This is a genomic window from Mycolicibacterium vaccae NBRC 14118 = CIP 105934 (genome assembly GCF_001552715.1).
GTDB lineage: Bacteria > Actinomycetota > Actinomycetes > Mycobacteriales > Mycobacteriaceae > Mycobacterium > Mycobacterium vaccae.
Map to the genome: position 1 here is coordinate 1 of NZ_BCRS01000051.1, position 17,702 is coordinate 17,702.

Below are 17,702 nucleotides of genomic sequence, written 5' to 3' on the forward strand. Positions count from 1 at the left end.
ATCAACGGCAAGAGCCACTTCGGTATCGGCAGCCCGTTCGGCGGCACCAAGCAGTCCGGGCTCGGCTACCGCAACGGCGAAGAGGGCTACAAGGAGTACCTGGAGGCCAAGACCATCGGCATGCCCGACTGATGGAGCCTCAGGCGCTCGCCGACGAGCTGGAGATCCGGGCCCTGCTGAATCGGTACGCCCGCGGCGTCGACACCAAGGACTGGGAGACCTACCGTTCGGTGTTCACCGAGGACGCCCACATCGACTACTCGTCGGCCGGCGCCATCGTCGGCGGCCGCGACGAAGTCGTCGACTGGTTCGCCGCCAATTTCGGGGTGATCCCGTGGAGCATGCACTACATCACCAACGTCGAGGCGCAGATCGACGGCGATACCGCCACTGTGCGGGCGATGTTCTACAACCCGATGCTGCTACCGGGCATGGACACCCAGAGCGCGTGCGGCGGCTACTACCACCACGAGCTGGTGCGCACCGGCGACGGCTGGCGCAGCCGCAGGCTGCGCGAGGAGAACGTCTGGTTCAGCAACCCACCCAGGTGAGGGCTCAGCCCTCGGCGGCGAGCTGCCCGCAGGCGGCGGCGATCTCGCGGCCGCGGGTGTCGCGCACCGTGCAGGACACACCCTTGGCCAGCACGCGCTTCACGAACTCGCGCTCCACCGGTTTGGGACTGGCGTCCCACTCGCTGCCCGGGGTCGGGTTCAGCGGGATGAGGTTCACGTGGACCAGCGGGCCGAGCTTGCTGTGCAGCAACTTGCCGAGCAGGTCCGCGCGCCAGGGCTGATCGTTCACATCCCGGATCAACGCGTACTCGATCGAAACCCGGCGCCCGGTCACATCGGCGTAGTAACGCGCCGCGTCGAGGACCTCGTCGACCGGCCACCGGTTGTTCACCGGCACCAGGGTGTCGCGCAGCTCGTCGTCGGGGGTGTGCAGCGAGACCGCCAGGGTGACCCCGAGCTTCTCGTCGGCCAGCTTGCGGATCGCCGGCGCCAGACCGACGGTGGACACCGTCACCGAGCGCGCGCTGATGCCGAAGCCGTTAGGCGATGATGCTGTGATTCGTCGCACGGCAGCAACTACCCGGTTGTAGTTGGCCAGCGGCTCACCCATGCCCATGAACACGATGTTGGAGAGCCGGCCGTCATGCTCCTCGCGCATCGCGAAGGACGCCGCGCGCACCTGTTCCAGGATCTCGGCGGTGGACAGGTTGCGCTGCAGTCCGCCCTGGCCGGTGGCGCAGAACGGGCAGGCCATACCGCAGCCGGCCTGTGACGAGATACACACGGTGTTGCGCTGCGGATAGCGCATCAGCACCGACTCGAAGGTGGTGCCGTCGACCGCACGCCACAACGTTTTTCGGGTCTCCCCCGCGTCGCACTGGATCTGGCGGGCCGGTTTGATCAGCGTCGGGAACAGTGCCTCGGAGACCTGGTCGCGCACTGCGGCGGGCAGGTCGGTCATCTGGTGCGGGTCGGCGATCAGCCGCCCGTAATACTGGTTGGCCAGCTGTTTTCCCCGAAAGGCCGGTAACCCGAGGTCGGCCAGCGCTGCGGCGCGGTCGGACTCAGCGAGGTCGGCGAAATGCCTCGGCGGCAGCGCGCGGCGAGGTGCGTCGAAGACGAGCGGAAGTGGGTTGGGCATGACTGCCGTCCAGTATCCCCCGCTGGGGCGTGCTCAGGCCAGCAGGGACAGCACGATCCACGTCGCGACGGCCGAGGGCAGCACGGAGTCCAGCCGGTCCATCAGGCCACCGTGCCCGGGCAGCAGTGTGCCCATGTCCTTGATCCCCAGATCGCGTTTGACCTGAGACTCCACCAGGTCGCCGAGGGTTCCGGTGATGACGAGCATCAGGCCGAGCGGGACGCCGACCCACCACGGTTTGTCGGTGAGGTACTCCACGGCCAGCGCCGACACCGCCACGCCGAGCACCAGCGAGCCGGCCAGCCCTTCCCACGACTTCTTCGGGCTGATCGCCGGCGCCATCGGGTGCTTGCCGAACAGCACCCCGGCGGCGTAGCCGCCGACATCGGAAGCGACCACCCCGAGCATCAGGCAGAACACCCGGCCGGCCCCGTCGTCCGGGTAGATCAGCAGCACGCCGAAACTCGCGAACAGCGGCACCCAGGCGGCCAGGAATACAGTGACAGCGGTATCGCGCAGATAGTTCTGCGGCGCGGTGGACAGCCCGCCCGACACCAGCCGCCAGATCATGCACACCACGACCGTGCCGCCGAACGCACCGAGCGCCCCCGCGGCGCCGAACGGCCAGGTCAGCCAGATCATCGCCTGTCCGCCGACCAGGAGCGGCACGAGCGGGATGGCGAAACCGCCCTCACGCAGGCGACGGCCCACCTCGACGGTGGCGATCGCGATCGCCACGGACACGATGGGCACCCACACCTTCGGAGCGAAGAGCAGGGTGACGACGAGCATCCCGCCGAGGGCGGCGCCCACCGCGATCGCGGCCGGGAGGTTGCGCCCGGCGCGTGACGACTTCTTCGGCGGCTCGTCGACCGGCTGGGTTCCCACGGGAGTCGAGTGCTGGTCGGTCATGGTCAGACCTCCAGCAACTCGCCTTCCTTGTGCTTGACCAGTTCGTCGATCTGATTCGTGTACTGGTGGGTGCTCTTGTCGAGATCCTTCTCGGCGCGGGTCACCTCGTCCTCGCCGGCGTCGCCGTCCTTCTTGATCCGGGAGAGTTCCTCCATCGCCTTGCGACGGATGTTGCGCACCGACACCTTGGCGTCCTCGCCCTTGGCCTTGGCCTGCTTGACCAGGTCGCGGCGGCGCTCCTCGGTGAGCTGCGGGATCGACACCCGGATGATGTTGCCGTCGTTGGTCGGATTGACGCCGAGGTCGGAGTTGCGGATCGCATCCTCGATGAGGCGCAGCTGGCTCGCCTCGTAGGGCTTGATCACCACCATGCGCGCCTCGGGCACGTTGATGCTGGACAGCTGCGTGATCGGGGTGGAGGCGCCGTAGTAGTCGATGTTGATCCGGTTGAACATGCCGGGGTTCGCGCGGCCGGTACGAATCGACGCCAGGTCGTCGCGTGCCACCGAGACGGCCTTCTCCATCTTCTCCTCGGCATCGAAGAGGGTTTCGTCGATCACTGTCTGTCTCCCGTCGCTGTTGCTCGCCCGGTGCCACGCATCACGTGGTGACCAGTGTCCCGATCTTCTCACCCGCGACGGCGCGCGCGATATTGCCGTCGACGAGCAGGTTGAACACCAGGATCGGCATTCCGTTGTCCATGCACAAACTGAACGCGGTCGCGTCGGCGACCTTGAGCCCGCGGTCGATGACCTCGCGGTGACTGATAGCGGTCAGCAGTTCTGCGTCCGGCTCGACGCGGGGATCCGCGGAGAACACTCCGTCGACCGCTTTGGCCATGAGCACGACGTCGGCGCCGATCTCCAGCGCGCGCTGGGCGGCGGTGGTGTCGGTGGAGAAGTACGGCAGGCCCATGCCGGCGCCGAAGATGACCACGCGCCCCTTCTCCAGGTGCCGCACGGCCCGCAGCGGGATGTAGGGCTCGGCGACCTGACCCATGGTGATCGCGGTCTGCACCCGGGTGTCGATGCCCTCCTTCTGCAGGAAATCCTGCAGCGCAAGGCTGTTCATCACAGTGCCGAGCATGCCCATGTAGTCCGACCGGGTGCGCTCCATGCCGCGCTGTTGCAGCTGAGCGCCGCGGAAGAAGTTCCCGCCGCCGATGACGACCGCGACCTGCGCGCCGCTGCGGACGACCTCGGCGATCTGGCGGGCCACGAGCGCGACCACGTCGGGGTCGAGCCCGACCTGACCGCCGCCGAACATCTCGCCGCCGAGCTTGAGCAGGACCCTGCCGTAGGCCGGCCGGATCAGACGGGACTGGTCGGCGGTGAATGGCTCGTCCGCTGGATCTGCCATCGGGCTCCTTCCGGTCTGCACACGACGCCGCCACCGCGTGACGACCCCCCAATCCTGCCAAACCCGGGACCGTCAGATGACCGAAGGGCCACAGGCGGCACCCCCCACAGCGCGAGCGGGCGTGTCGGCGGCCGACACGCCGACACTTTCCCGAAGTCCACGCACGCTCGTCACATTTGCCGGCGCGGTCTCGTCTACCCCGTATGACCGCACGCACGCTGCTCAGTTCAGCGGCCCCGAACGCCTATCAGACCACCCTCACGCTCTCCGGACAGGCCGAACAGACCGCGCTGGAGGCGGGTGTGCACCCGCTGACCATCGAGCTGGTGCGCATCCGGGCGTCCCAGCTCAACGGCTGCGGGTTCTGCCTGCGCATGCACGTGCGCGACGCGCTGGCCGAGGGTGAGACCACCGATCGGCTCGCCGTCCTGCCGGCATGGCGGGAGACGGACTACTTCTCCCCCGCCGAGCGGGCCGCGCTGGCGATCGCCGAGGAGATCACCCACATCGGCACGCGCACCGCAGGCACCGACGAGGACACCGCCGCACTGACCGGTCCGCAGGCCGCCGCGCTGCGCTGGGTCGCCGTCGCGATCAACGCGCTCAACCGCATCGCGATCTCCAGCAGGTACACCGTCGCCCCGTGACCGGCGGCGCGGTCAGGACTCCCGGGCGCGCTCGGCCACCGGCAGTCCGGCCTGACCCGCATGGCAGGCCTTCGGCGGTGACGGAGGCAGGTCCAGCGCCGGGTTCCCGTCGAAGAAGCCGATCGGCTTGAGGTGGAAGCCGGTGTAGGCGCACGGCATCACCGGCCAGTCCTCGGGCCGCACCACGTGGTGGGCACCCAGGGTGTACCAGAGCACCACGTCGGTGTTCTCCAGCGGCGCGTCGTCGGCGACGAACTCGGGCAGGCCCTGCATGTCGGCCGACTGGTACATGTAGTCACCCGCGGCGAACCGCTCGGCCGGGTCGTACTGCGTCACCCACAGGTTGTGCTGCAGGAAGCGGGCGCGGTCGTAGATGTAGGAGCCCTCCTGCACCATCACCGGCACCACGTCCTTGGGCACCAGCTTGTAGGCCACCGGGATCCCGAGCTCGTTGCGCTTGGCCGGGTTGGTCACCTTCCAGTACCTGCCCGTGGACCAGTTCCAGTCGCGCGCACCGTCGGCTTCGGAGGCCACCAGGGTGTCCCGGGTGATCCACGCATTGTGGTGCGGGTTCAGCTCCGGGTCCGGTTCGGGTATCGAATCCACCTCGTAGACACTGTTGTTCGCGCCGTCGATGCTCATGTCCAGGCGGAAGTTGAAGAAGTGCTGGTGATTCGGGCCGTAGATGCCCGGCGCGACCATCTTGCCCCAGCGCGGCTGCTCCCCCGGCGCCATCTCGACCGCCCCGGTGGTCAGCACCCCGGAGAGCTTGACCTCGACCTCGATCGAGGCGTCGTTGTAGAAGTACCAGAAGAACCCGTACTCGTAGTTGCCGACCGTGCAGATCATCGAGATCACCAGGCGCCGGGATCGGCGCACCTCCACCTCTTCGGTCCGGAAATCGGTGTGCTTCCAGGAGATTCCGAAGTCCTCCTCGTGCATGCAGATCGCGTTCGGGATCGTCACCGCGTTGCCGGCCGAGTCGTTGACCGTGCCGTCGAAGTAGTGGATCTCGCCGAGGCAGTCACAGCCCAGCGTCAACGGGTTCGCCGAGAACCCCATGCCCACCTCCCCCATGTCGAAGACGTTCTTGTTCCAGTGGGTCGGGGCACTGTCGCCGTAGGGCACCACCATCTCCGACAGCGAGGCCCGATACATGATGGGCCGGGTCTCGCCGCGGTCGGTGTAGGTGACCTCGTGCAGCGTGATGCCCTCGCGGGGGTTGAACCCGATACGCAGAGACCACTTCTGCCACTTGACGTTCCAGCCGTCGACGGTGAAGCTGGGCCCCTCCGGCTGGATGATCTCGATCGGTTTGACGTCGTCGCGGAACTGGGTGAACGCCGGCCGGTTGGTCGGGTCGAACATGAACTTCTCGCTGTAGTTGCCCGCGGTCGGCGGCAACGGCACCACCCCGTGGTCTTCGACGTCGACGACGGCCATCGCGTCGAGGTCGAACGTCACGATCAGTCCCTCGACCGGCCGGGCGTACCCGTGCTCGGACGGCGCCGCACGCACGAACGTCAACGGCCGGCAGATCAACGCGGAGTTGTCGTAGTGGTCCTGCGCGCCGTAATAGCCCGCGGGCCACGGGTCGATCATCGCGAGGCTGAAGTCGGTGACGCCGCGCTTGCGCATCGCCTCCTGCCAGCGGGGGTCCTCCCTGACCTTCTCCTCCACGCCGGTCATGTGCTCGACGAGGTAGGACGGAAACCGTCCGGGGATGGGCGTCCAGGACTCGACGACGCGCGCCCCGAGATCGACGACGGCCTCGTAGACCAGTTTGGCGGGCGCGTCGTACATCGTCAGGAACGCACGACGTGGGACGTCGTACTGTCCCGCGAAGGTCAGCGAAGCGTTCTTGTCGGGTTCAGCCAGCTGGATCATCACGAATTTGAGTGTGTGCGTGGCATATTCGGATGCCATCACCACCGCTGCGGCAGACTCGATCTCGGCCCCGGTCAGCGGGTCGAGCGGGTAGTGGTGGACGTTTCCGGTCGGATCCGCGCTCAGTGCGGTGTCCTCCATTGTCATTTGGCTGTGTCCTCTGCTTCCGTCTTGGTGAGGTCGAATACTGCGAGGTGGGCAAGGGAGTCTTCCTGGCTGGTCTTGTGCGCGGAGCGACGGCCGAAGATGTAGACCACGAGCCCGAGCGCGAACATTCCGAGGCTGATCGAACCGACCCACGTCATCCACGTCGCTTGTGGCACGTCGATCCACGGCGTGACGAACGAGTAGTAGATGCCGCCGATCGTCGCGATCGAACCGACGATGACCACGGTCCACACCCCGGCCATGCCGCCCGGGATGCGCCAGAACTGTTCGCTTTCGTACCTGTCCGCGTACTTCTTGCGGGCGACGATCAGCGGTATCAGGAAGAAGAACCCGGACAGCAGCCACACCGTGCTCAGGCCGCCCTGCAGGTAGATGGTGACGTGGGCCATGCTGCTCTGCGAGTACAGGCCCACGAGGATGAGCGATGAGATCACGCCCTGGATCAGGATGGCTGTCACCGGATTACGGGTCCGTGGATTCAAATGGGTGAAGATACGCGGCAGGTGCCGTTCCAGGCCGGAGACGAAGATCAACCGCGAGTACGCCACCTGGTAGGTCATCAGCGCCACGACGATGATGCCGGCAAGCACGACCGCACAGATCTCCATCAGCCCGGGAAACCCGGCCACGTCCAGCATCCCGATGATGCCGGTCACCGGATCGATTTCGTCGCCGGGGAGCGCCATCATGGTCCCCAGCGTGGTCATCAGGTAAATGGCGACCAGAGCCGTTGAGCCCCAGAGGATCATCCGTGGACCACTCCTGCGGACCGACAGGAACTCCGCGCCCATGTTGTAAGGGGTCTCGACGCCGAGCAGGTAAAGCAGGACCGTTCCGTAGAGGAAGCCGGCGACGGCAAAGTTGGGGATGGTTGCCTCGGCCCAGCTGAACGGTGTCGCCGACCCGTTCTCGACGGCGAAGAGCAGGCCGCAGAGGAAGATCGTCAACGTCAGCACGCCGTAGACGACGAAGACGACGTTCATGATCTTCTGGTTCGCGGCCAGTTTCGCCAGTGCCAGACCGATGACGGTCCACAGGATCACCAGCTGCAGGATGATGCTCGTCGTCAGCCCGAGTTCGGTGTGAAACGCCAGCAGCAGGAACTGGAGCACCACCGCAGGCGAGGATGCGGCGTTGAGGATCACCGGCACCCACGACAGATAGCCGCCGATGAACCCCCACGTCTCACCCATGGTTCGGTAGGCCCAGATGTACACCCCACCCTGACCCGGCCACAGGTTGCCGAGCTCCACCACGGCCATACCAGCGGGGACCAGGAACGTCAGGATGCCGAGCACCCACATCGGGACGGCCGTCCAGCCGCCGCCTGCCATCACCGAGGAACCGGTGACCCAGCAGATGATGAACACGTAGGCGGCGGTCAGGCCGAAGGTGCTCATCACCTTGGGAAGGATCTGCTCGGGGACGAGCTCGGTCGTCATCAACGCGTCACGCGCGCCGGGCGGCGCCGTCTCAGATTGTGTCATTCGTTGTCTCCCAACAGGGTCGAGGTCACTGGACGATCTGTCCGTCTTTCATCCGGATGACACGGGTCGCTTCGTCGGCCACCGTGGGGTCATGGGTGCTCGCGACCACGGTGACTCCCATGGTCGAACACAGGTCGCGCAGCATCCGCACCACCGTTTCCCCGGTGCGGTGGTCAAGGTTGGCTGTGGGCTCGTCGGCCAGGACGAGCGCCGGGCTGCTGATCAGCGAACGTGCGATCGCCGTGCGCTGCTGCTCACCGCCCGACATCCTGGTCGGCTGGTGGTTGATCCGGTGCCCGAGACCGACCAACTCAAGCAATTCGATCGCGCGCTGACGCAATGCTTTTCGATCGTAGGGTTCGAATATCAGCGGTAGTTCGACGTTCTCGACAGCCGACAGGAACGGGATCAAGTTGTAACTCTGGAAGATGAAGCCGATGGTGTCGTGACGCAACGCCGCGTACTGACTCTCGGTCAGTGCGGCAGTGTCCGTGCCCGCGATCTTCACGGTCCCCTTCGTCGGCCGGTCCAGACCTCCGATGATGTTGAGCAGAGTGGATTTGCCGCTGCCGCTGGGCCCCATCAGGCAGACGAACTCTCCCGGCAGCACCGTCAGATCTGCGGCCATCAGCGCCTTGACGATCTCATCGCCGAGTTTATGCAGCTTCCAGACATCCGCGATCTCAATGACCGGCGCAGCTGCACCCGCGCCGACGGGAACCGCGGCACCTGCTGTTTCGTCGAGTGCGGTCACGATCAACCTCCTGAGGCGAGGGAACGGATGGGCGACTGCGAGGCCGCTTTCCAGGTCGGCACGATGCTGGTGGTCAGCGCGGCCACGACGCTGACGCTGATCGCGACCACGGCGCCGACGGCCAGACCCGGATAGGACACGCCGGTGCCGACGGCGTCGACGGCACCAAGAATGACCCCGGCGATGACCGCCAGCGACACCCCGGCGAGGGCGCCCAGCACCGCCGCGATCACCGGCTCGACCATCAGGGCGGCCACCACCGGACGGCGTGGCACGCCGTTGGCGCCGAGCACACCGAGTTCGCGGGTGCGGTGGGCGACAGTGCGCGTGGTCGCGACCGCGACCTCCGCTACACCGACCAGCAGCACGGTGACGGCGATCAGCACGACGGCACGGGCGAGTTCGTCGGCGTGACCGAGCGAGGCGGCCTGGGCGCGAATTCCCTCCGACAGCCCGAAGACGAGCACGACCAAGAACGCACCGGTGGCGGTCGTGATGGCCGGAAGGACCATCTCCCGGGTCCGGCGGCGCGCCGCCAACCATCCGTAGGACAGAGCTCTGCCGATCATCAGCGGTCCCCTAACAACGAGACCGGTCGCTGCTGGAGCAGTCTGTGCACCGGAACCAGCGCCCCGACAATGGCCATGGCGGGCAGGAACATCGCGGTCAGTGCGGCACCCTGCAGCCAGGACGTCAGCGTCGCGATTCCCGGGATCACCAGCGCCACAGCGACACCCGCGGCGAAGACACCCACCACATATGCGGACAGGAACACGATGGCCGATTCGACGAGGAAGAAGTAGAGCACCTCGTCGGCCAGACCGATGCTGCTCATGATGCCGAATTCGCGACGGCGCTCGGTCACCGCGGCCAGGAACGACGAGATCGCGATGACGAAGCCCAGACCCAGCCCGATCATGGAAATCAACCCGAGTGTCGACCCGGTCACCTTGCCCGAGAACAGAGCCGAGAACTTCTGCGCGAAGGACAGGGGTCCGGTACCGCCGACCGTGTCGTAGATGAGTCCGGCGCCTGCGGGGTCGGGCGGGGTTGACGGGTCGGAGGTCCAGGGCAGCCCCACAGCAGTCCCGAACGTCTGCGCAAGGTCACGTCGCTGCTGGCTACCCGGCGGCGCAACCACCACCCACCAACCGTGATCCCCGACGATCGTCCGTGCCAGGTCGGTCGCCACGGTCATCGACTGGCCGTCGCCGGTGATGCCGACGCGCAAGGTCCGCCCGCCGACCGTCACCTGGTCGCCCTCGCCGACGCCGAGTCTTTCAGCCAGCGACGATCCGAGAACCGTTTCGCCGCCGGGCATCTGATCGCTACCACGCAACGACACCGGTTCCCCGTCGACGTCGGCCACACCTGAAAGCGTGCGCGTCGCGGTCCACCCCGCAGGGACGGCGATCGCGGGGGCAGGACCGGAGGCGACCATTGCCTGCGCCGCGGGGTCGTAGTGCACACCTGCAGCAGGCACCACCCAGAGCTGTCCCGCTCCGAGCACATCGCCCACCGAATCTTCGCCGGTGATCGCGAAACTGGCCGATATGGTCCGTACGACCGTGACACATGCGATGGCGAGCGCAATACCCACCACGGAGAGCACAAACCTTTCCGGGCGTCGCCGGATGTTGGCCAGCGCAAACCGGACCAGGCACGTGAACGTGTTCTGGGAACCGATGGGGATCTGCGGTGATCGACCTGCTGTGGGTGCGTCGCTGACCTGACTGGTCTCCACAACTAGCGATGTTCCGAGTCGGACGTTTCCTCAACAGCCGCGTGCAGTGTCGGCGTTGTTAACAGGATCCCCGTCCCGTTACAGGGTCGTGTCGCGGTGGATCAGTCCTGGATGCGGTGCCAGGGTTGCGCCTCTTCGAGCTCGAAGGCCAGCGTGAGCAGGCGGGCTTCCTCGCCCACGCCCGCGGAGAACATCATCCCCACGGGCATCCCCGTCCCGGACTGGGCCAGCGGCAACGAGATCGCCGGCTCGCCGGTCGCGTTCTGCAGCGGGGTGAACGCCACCCACTCGACCAGCCGGTCGATGATCTGCCGGTACGGAGCGGTGGGATCGAGGTGCCCGACCGGGGGCGTCGCGTGGGCCAGGGTCGGTGTCAGCAGGACGTCGTGGTCGGCCTGCAGCCGCGAGGTGATGCGGCGCACCCGCGCCAGCCGCGCAATCGCCGTCGGCACCCGGTGCAGGTTGCGGGCGGCGTGCTGTTCCAGTCCCAGCGACAGGTTGTCCAGCCTGCCGCGGTCGAAGGTCGGACCGAACGTGCGCTTGCCACCGCGGACCAGCGCGAACGCCAGGAACGACCAGTACAGCAGGAAGTCGTCGATGAACCGCTGCGGCACCGGGTTGTCGATCACGGTGACCCGGTGGCCGAGTGCCTCGAGCAGGGCCGCGGTCTTGAGCGTGAGTTCGGCGACCTCCGGGCTGGCTTCGTGGGTAATGGACCTGGTGCACACCGCGATCCGCAGCCGTCGGCTGTCGGGGCCGGTGATGTCACCGATGGGCGGCAGTTTCGGGTTCGCGACCGCCTTCTCCATCTCGCGGTAGAACGCCGCGGTGTCGCGGACCGACCGGGTCACCACGCCGTTGGCCACGATGCGCAGCGGCATCTGCCGCATGTCGCTGTCCAGCGGAAGCCGCCCGCGGCTCGGCTTGAGCCCGACCAGCCCGTTGCACGCCGCGGGGATCCGGATCGAACCGCCGCCGTCGTTGGCGTGCGCGATCGGCACCGCTCCGGCGGCGACGAACGCACCCGACCCCGACGACGACGCCCCGGCCGTGTGCCCGGTGTGCCACGGATTGCGCACGGCGCCCAGCCGCGGGTGTTCGGCGGCGGCGCTGAAACCGAACTCCGACATCCGGGTTCGGCCCAGCGGCACCAGGCCGGTGGCCAGATAGGCGGTGGCGAAGTCGCCGTCCTGGGACGCGGGCACCGGATCCCAGGCGTCGGTGCCGTTCATCGTCGGCATCCCGGCGACGGCGACGTTGTCCTTGACGAACGACGGCACCCCGTCGAAGAAGCCGCCGTAGCGCCGGTGCTGCCGGGCGCGGGCCCGCGCCCGGTCGTAGGCCTGGAAGGCGAGACCGTTGAGCGCCGGGTTCACCTTTTCGGTGCGCGCGATGGCGGCCTCGACGAGTTCCTCGGCGGACACCTCGCCGCGCCGCTGCGCTTCGACCAGGCCGACGGCGTCGGAGTCGCCCAGGGCATCGTCACCGAAGGCGTGAACACGATCCATGGCCGAACGGTACCAAAGCGTACCGGCCTGGACGGGCGAGTTGACCGGGCCGCGCGGCGGTCAGTCGGCGCGGCTCACTCCGCGCGCCGCAACACCGCCCCGACGGTCATCGCCAGGATCTTCCAGTCCAGCCACAGCGACCAGTTCTCGATGTAGAAGTTGTCCCACTCGGCCCGGTCGGCGATCGAGGTCTGCCCACGCAGGCCGTGCACCTGTGCCCATCCGGTGATGCCGGCCTTGACCCGGTGCCGGTCGCCGTAGCGCGCGATCTGGATGTTGAACAGGTCGACGTACTCCGGGCGTTCCGGGCGCGGGCCGACCAGACTCATCTCGCCCCGGATCACGTTGATCAACTGCGGCAGTTCGTCCAGCGAGGTGGCGCGCATGAGCTTGCCGATCCGGGTGCGCCGGTCCTCGCCCTCCACCCCGCCCGGCGCGCAGTCGGGATCGAGGGTGAACGCGCTGCTGGACGCCTCGGGTGGGCGCATGGACCGGAACTTGCGGCACATGAAGACCCGACCGTCGCGGCCGACCCGGGGTTGTCCGAAGAAGATCGGTCCTGGCGAACTCAGCCGCACCAGCAGCATCAGGGTCAGGAACAACGGCGAGATCAGCGCCAGACCTACAGCGGCGACCACCCGGTCGGACACGTGCTTGGCCGCGAACTGCCAGCCGCGCGGATCGGTGCGCGGAGCGGCGATCAACGGCAGACCGCCGATGTGGTCGATGCGGGCGTGCACGCCGATGGTGTCGAAGATCCGGGGCACCATCCACACCGCCACGCCCCGGTTCTGCGCGATTCTGACCGCCGTGGACAACGCGTCGTCGCGGGTGCGGGAGAACGCCACGATCATGCACTCGGCACCGGTCGCGGTGATTACCCGGTCCAGGTCGTCCAGCCGGCCCAGGTAGGGAATGTTGGCGGGCTTGTCGCGGTCGATGCCCATCGAGGGCGGCTCGTCGTCGACCAGTCCGACCGGACGCAGGCCGTACTCCGGGGTGATCTCCAACCGGTCGACGACCTTGGCGGCGATCCGGCCGTTGCCGACGATGAGGGTCGGCGCGGTCAGCACGTCGCGGCGGTACAGATGCCGCTTGATCGAGTACCACACCAGCCGTCCGAGCGGGATCAGGACCGCCGCGCACATCCAGATCCTGGCCACGGTGTTGCCGAGGGAGCCGGTCACCCCCGAGTTCAGGACGAGACCGGACAGCAGCAGCATCGCGGTCAGCGCGGTGACCGCCTGGATGGTCGGCAGTTCGTCGAGGAAGGTGCGCTCCAGGGAGCGGCGGTAGAGCCCGCGCAGCGCGCTCATCATCGCGATGGTGGGCGCGAAGAACCACAGCATCCAGCTCGGTGGCAGCTGCAGGTGATCGTGCGAGGCCCAGAACATCCCGATGGCCACCGCCGCCGACGCGGTCGACAGGTCGATCAGCGGACCGGCAACCGGTTCCCAGGCTCTGCGTTTACGTAACTGGCCGAAGTCAGCGGGCTCCTCGGCTGAGATTTGGCCCCCGTCGGCAATGTTTGCCGTACGGCGGAACTCAACGGTATCGGTCACCTGGACCGCGTTTTTTATTCCCGACCAACATGTACAGAGGTTAACTCAGCAAATGGCACAAACAGCAACGAACATCAATTAACTACGTCGTTAAATGGTATTCGGATTAGCTGCACTCTTTGCCAGGTCCGCCGGTGCCAGAACACGGCAAACTATGAAGTCGGTGGCGCAGGCCCCGAGCACCCGAGTTTGCCCACCACCGGCCCAGTGACGGCAAACGATCGTGTGCCGACCGCGGGGTTCCCGTGCCGCGCCGCTTCCGCGCTGCGGAATCCGAAGCCGGTGCCGCCGTTCACGTGTCCCGACAAAAGAGAAGACCCCCGAGACGATGTCCCGGGGGTCTTGACTCTGTCTGCGTGTCAGCCGATCAGGCCTGGCCGACCTCGAAGCGGACGAACCGCGTCACGGTCACCCCGGCCTCGTCGAGCAGCGACTTGACCGACTTCTTGTTGTCGGACACCGACGGCTGATCGAGCAGCACCACGTCCTTGTAGAACCCGGTGACCCGACCCTCGACGATCTTGGTCAGCGCCTGCTCCGGCTTGCCCTCGGCGCGGGCCGTCTCCTCGGCGATCCGCCGCTCGTTGGCGACGATGTCCTCGGGGACGTCCTCACGGCTGAGGTACTTGGCCTTCAGCGCGGCGATCTGCAGCGCGACCGCGTGCGCGGCCGCGGTGCCCTTGTCGGCGTCGCCGGCTTCGTACTCGACCAGCACGCCCACCGCGGGCGGCAGGTCCGCGGCACGCTTGTGCAGGTAGGTCTCCACGGTGCCGTCGAAGTAGGCGGCGCGACGGAGTTCGAGCTTCTCGCCGATCTTCGCCGACAGGTCGGCGATGGCCTGCTCGACGGTCGAGTCACCGAGCTTGGCGGCCTTGAGAGCCTCGACATCGCCGGCCTTGGCCTCGGCGGCCGCGGCGACGACCTGGTCGGCCAGTGCCTGGAACTCGGCGTTCTTGGCGACGAAGTCCGTCTCGGAGTTCAGCTCGATGAGCGCGCCGTTCTTGGCGGCGACAAGACCCTCGGCGGTGGCGCGCTCAGCGCGCTTGCCGACGTCCTTGGCGCCCTTGATGCGCAGCAACTCGACGGCCTTGTCGAAGTCGCCCTCGGCCTCGACCAGCGCGTTCTTCGAATCCAGCATGCCGGCACCGGTCAGCTCCCGGAGGCGCTTGACGTCGGCGGCGGTGTAGTTAGCCATAGATGTCTTTCCTTAAAGGCGTCGAAATCAGGACTGTTCGGGTGCCGCGGCCTCGGGGGCGCCGGCCTCGGGTGCGGCGGTGGTGGCACCGGCCAGCAGCTCCTGCTCCCACTCGGCCAACGGCTCGGCCGCTTCGGCGGCGGGCTTGTCGGCGCCGCCACCGGCACGGGCCTGCAGGCCCTCGGCGACCGCGGAGGCCACGACCTTGGTCAGCAGCGCAGCGGAGCGGATCGCGTCGTCATTGCCCGGGATCGGGTAGTCGACGACGTCGGGATCGCAGTTGGTGTCCAGGATCGCGATGATCGGGATGTTCAATTTGCGCGCCTCGGCAACCGCGAGGTGCTCCTTGTTGGTGTCGACGACCCAGATCGCCGACGGCACCTTCTGCATGTCCCGGATGCCGCCCAGCGAGCGCTCCAGCTTGTTCTTCTCACGCGTCAGCATGAGGATTTCCTTCTTGGTGCGACCTTCGAAGCCACCGGTCTGCTCCATGGCCTCAAGTTCCTTCATCCGCTGAAGGCGCTTGTGCACGGTCTGGAAGTTGGTGAGCATGCCGCCCAGCCAGCGCTGGTTCACGTACGGCATGCCGACGCGGGTCGCCTCCTGGGCGATGGACTCCTGCGCCTGCTTCTTGGTGCCGACGAACATGATGGAACCGCCGTGCGCGACGGTTTCCTTCACGAACTCGTACGCCGAGTCGATGTAGGTCAGCGTCTGCTGCAGGTCGATGATGTAGATGCCGTTGCGGTCGGTGAAGATGAACCGCTTCATCTTGGGATTCCAACGACGGGTCTGGTGCCCGAAGTGCGCGCCGCTGTCGAGCAGCTGCTTCATGGTTACAACAGCCATAGTGAGTACCGGTGGCCTTTTCTTTGTCGGTTGTCGTCCGGCATCGGGTGAGCCGGACCCTGGCGTCTGCTTTCGATGCCGGACCCGCCTTCGAGGAGAACCCCGGGGACGGGACCGCCCGGCATGCGAGGTGATGATGCTCCGAACAACTGGAGCCCATGTCGCAGACGCGCGAAGTCAGCCCGCGCAAACGAGCTGCGGGTAGCAGTTTACACCCTCCGAACAGGAGGTTTTACCACCGCGCACACCGTGCACAGGCACGCGATGTCCGGCTTTCACGACCCGGCTCCAGTGCGCTGAACTGGGCAGATGCGGATCGCGCTGATAGCCGTCGCCGTCACGGTACTACCGGTGGCCCCCGCGGCGGCCGACGACGGCAGGCTGACCTGGCCGCTGCAGCCCCGCCCCACGGTGGTGCGGCAGTTCGACGCGCCGACCCCGAAGTGGCAGCGCGGCCACCGGGGCGTCGACCTGGCCGGCGCTCCGGGTCAGCCGGTCCGCGCGGCCGCCGCGGGCACGGTGGTGTTCGCGGGCCGGTTGGCCGGCAGGCCGGTCGTGTCGATCGCCCATCCCGGCGGTCTGCGCACCAGTTACGAGCCCGTCGATCCCGCGGTGCGCCAGGGCCAGGCGGTCGCGACCGGCTTTGTGCTCGGCGCGCTGACCGCGGGACATCCGGGCTGCCCGGTGTCGGCATGCCTGCACTGGGGCGCGATGTGGGGACCTGCCGCGCGCGCGGACTACGTCGACCCGCTGGGGCTGGTGACGACCACGCCGGTGCGTCTCAAACCGGTGCGCTGACCGCGAAGCCCGGCACCCATGTGAGCGCTCACCAGCCCTGAGCGCGGCTTTGAGCTGCCCTTTCGGGTATTGACAGGGTCAAAACGTTAGCGTTAACATCCAACTGTTACCCAGGCCACACTCATCGGCCCGATGTGACGCCATCACCCCCGACGGCAAGGAGCGACCGTGAGGAAACGAGCACTGTTCGCGGCATTGGCAGCCACCGTGGCCACCGCCCTGGCGGGGTGTGGCAGCGGGCCGGCCCCCGGGCCGGGCGGCGGCAGCGGGAGCGGGGACGGCAGCCTCACCATGGGCTTCTCCCAGGTGGGCGCCGAGAGCGGCTGGCGCACCGCCAACACCAAATCCGTCCAGGAGGCCGCCTCGGCCGCGGGCGTCGACCTCAAATTCTCCGACGCCAACGGCAAGCAGGAGAACCAGATCTCGGCGCTGCGGTCGTTCATCCAGCAGGGCGTCGACGTGCTCGCGTTCAGCCCCGTCGTGCGCACCGGCTGGGACGCCGTGCTGCTGGAAGCCAAGAACGCGAACATCCCGGTGATCCTCACCGATCGCGCGGTGGACACCACGGTTCCCGATGCCTATAAGACGTTCCTGGGCGCGGACTTCGTCGACGAAGGCAGGCGCGCCGGCCAGTGGGTCGTCGAGGAGTACGCGGACCGGACCGACCCGGTGAACATCGTGATCCTGGAGGGCACCACCGGCGCCGATCCCGCCATCGACCGCAACACCGGCTTCGAGGAGGCGATCTCGGCCTCCCCCAATCTGACGGTGATCGCTTCGCAGACAGGCGATTTCACCCGGTCCGGCGGCAAGCAGGTGATGGAGGCGTTCCTCAAGGCCCACCCCGACATCGACCTGGTGTTCGCGCAGAACGACGACATGGGTCTGGGCGCGGTCGAGGCGATCCAGGCCGCGGGCAAGACCCCCGGCAAGGACATCGAGATCGTCGCGGTCGACGCCACCAGCGACGGCATGCAGGCGCTGGCCGACGGCAAGTTCAACTTTCTGGTGGAATGCAACCCGCTGCTCGGGCCGCAACTGATGGACCTGGCGAAGAAGGTGGTGGCGGGCGAGCAGGTTCCCGCGCGCGTGGTGGTCCCGGACCAGACCTTCACCACCGAGCAGGCGATCGAAGCACTTCCCAACCGGCAGTACTGAACCGGCCACCGGACAACGGAC

General features: G+C 67.3%; 18 protein-coding genes. 5 read left to right on the top strand and 13 right to left on the bottom strand.

The annotated features are described in order from the left end of the window. The coding region (locus tag MVA01S_RS30855) for an aldehyde dehydrogenase family protein (protein WP_159426316.1) at positions 1-132 on the top strand (132 nt) is incomplete at its 5' end. Further along, the gene (locus MVA01S_RS11875) at positions 132-551 is read left to right on the top strand and encodes a nuclear transport factor 2 family protein (protein ID WP_003928557.1); all 420 of its coding nucleotides are present in this window, start codon (positions 132-134) and stop codon (positions 549-551) included. The genes MVA01S_RS30855 and MVA01S_RS11875, both read left to right, overlap by 1 nt. Positions 552-555: 4 nt before the next feature. Here the strand turns inward: MVA01S_RS11875 and rlmN are convergent, their stop codons facing one another. From rlmN to pyrH, 4 genes are read right to left on the bottom strand one after another with little or no spacing between them, the layout of a single operon-like run. Further along, positions 556-1,653: a dual-specificity RNA methyltransferase RlmN gene (gene rlmN, locus MVA01S_RS11880; RefSeq protein WP_003928558.1), complete on the bottom strand. Its 1,098-nt coding sequence runs from the start codon at positions 1,651-1,653 to the stop codon at positions 556-558. 33 nt (positions 1,654-1,686) lie between these two features. Further along, positions 1,687-2,565, bottom strand: a complete 879-nt coding sequence (locus MVA01S_RS11885; RefSeq protein WP_003928559.1) for a phosphatidate cytidylyltransferase — start codon at positions 2,563-2,565, stop codon at positions 1,687-1,689. Between the two features lie 2 nt (positions 2,566-2,567). Next, complete coding sequence (frr, locus tag MVA01S_RS11890) at positions 2,568-3,125, bottom strand: ribosome recycling factor (protein ID WP_003928560.1); 558 nt, start codon at positions 3,123-3,125, stop codon at positions 2,568-2,570. Positions 3,126-3,165: 40 nt separating this feature from the next. Further along, positions 3,166-3,924 (bottom strand): UMP kinase, encoded by a 759-nt coding sequence (pyrH, locus tag MVA01S_RS11895; RefSeq protein WP_003928561.1) that lies wholly within the window; start codon positions 3,922-3,924, stop codon positions 3,166-3,168. A 203-nt stretch (positions 3,925-4,127) separates the two neighbouring features. Between pyrH and MVA01S_RS11900 the strand changes: the two genes are divergently transcribed. Further along, positions 4,128-4,571, top strand: a complete 444-nt coding sequence (locus MVA01S_RS11900) for a carboxymuconolactone decarboxylase family protein (RefSeq protein ID WP_003928562.1) — start codon at positions 4,128-4,130, stop codon at positions 4,569-4,571. 12 nt (positions 4,572-4,583) lie between these two features. Here the strand turns inward: MVA01S_RS11900 and MVA01S_RS11905 are convergent, their stop codons facing one another. The 9 genes from MVA01S_RS11905 to rpsB all read right to left on the bottom strand — a co-directional run bounded on the left by MVA01S_RS11905 (position 4,584) and on the right by rpsB (position 15,725). Further along, positions 4,584-6,605, bottom strand: a complete 2,022-nt coding sequence (locus MVA01S_RS11905) for a primary-amine oxidase (RefSeq protein WP_003928563.1) — start codon at positions 6,603-6,605, stop codon at positions 4,584-4,586. After that, complete coding sequence (locus MVA01S_RS11910) at positions 6,602-8,113, bottom strand: APC family permease (RefSeq protein WP_040540000.1); 1,512 nt, start codon at positions 8,111-8,113, stop codon at positions 6,602-6,604. The genes MVA01S_RS11905 and MVA01S_RS11910 overlap by 4 nt, the downstream gene beginning before the upstream one ends. A gap of 25 nt (positions 8,114-8,138) precedes the next feature. After that, on the bottom strand, positions 8,139-8,867 hold the full coding sequence (locus MVA01S_RS11915; protein ID WP_003928565.1) for an ABC transporter ATP-binding protein: 729 nt from the start codon (positions 8,865-8,867) through the stop codon (positions 8,139-8,141). A 2-nt stretch (positions 8,868-8,869) separates the two neighbouring features. Next, the gene (locus MVA01S_RS11920) at positions 8,870-9,436 is read right to left on the bottom strand and encodes an ABC transporter permease (protein ID WP_003928566.1); all 567 of its coding nucleotides are present in this window, start codon (positions 9,434-9,436) and stop codon (positions 8,870-8,872) included. Beyond that, positions 9,436-10,611 carry an ABC transporter permease gene (locus MVA01S_RS11925; RefSeq protein WP_003928567.1) on the bottom strand — a complete coding sequence of 392 codons (1,176 nt, stop codon included), beginning with the start codon at positions 10,609-10,611 and terminating at the stop codon, positions 9,436-9,438. The genes MVA01S_RS11920 and MVA01S_RS11925 overlap by 1 nt, the downstream gene beginning before the upstream one ends. A gap of 101 nt (positions 10,612-10,712) precedes the next feature. Next, on the bottom strand, positions 10,713-12,119 hold the full coding sequence (locus MVA01S_RS11930; protein ID WP_003928568.1) for an amidase: 1,407 nt from the start codon (positions 12,117-12,119) through the stop codon (positions 10,713-10,715). A gap of 74 nt (positions 12,120-12,193) precedes the next feature. Further along, complete coding sequence (locus MVA01S_RS11935; protein ID WP_003928569.1) at positions 12,194-13,681, bottom strand: sugar transferase; 1,488 nt, start codon at positions 13,679-13,681, stop codon at positions 12,194-12,196. 367 nt (positions 13,682-14,048) lie between these two features. Continuing rightward, positions 14,049-14,876, bottom strand: coding sequence for a translation elongation factor Ts (tsf, locus tag MVA01S_RS11940; protein WP_003928570.1), 828 nt, complete (start codon positions 14,874-14,876; stop codon positions 14,049-14,051). A gap of 27 nt (positions 14,877-14,903) precedes the next feature. Continuing rightward, the gene (gene rpsB / locus MVA01S_RS11945; RefSeq protein ID WP_040540003.1) at positions 14,904-15,725 is read right to left on the bottom strand and encodes a 30S ribosomal protein S2; all 822 of its coding nucleotides are present in this window, start codon (positions 15,723-15,725) and stop codon (positions 14,904-14,906) included. A 309-nt stretch (positions 15,726-16,034) separates the two neighbouring features. On the opposite strand from rpsB, the gene MVA01S_RS11950 reads away from it, so the two are divergent. Further along, entirely contained in the window at positions 16,035-16,523 is a 489-nt protein-coding gene (locus tag MVA01S_RS11950) for a M23 family metallopeptidase (RefSeq protein WP_003928572.1), read from the top strand. A 168-nt stretch (positions 16,524-16,691) separates the two neighbouring features. Continuing rightward, positions 16,692-17,681: an ABC transporter substrate-binding protein gene (locus MVA01S_RS11955; protein ID WP_040540006.1), complete on the top strand. Its 990-nt coding sequence runs from the start codon at positions 16,692-16,694 to the stop codon at positions 17,679-17,681. Positions 17,682-17,702 lie beyond the last annotated feature (21 nt).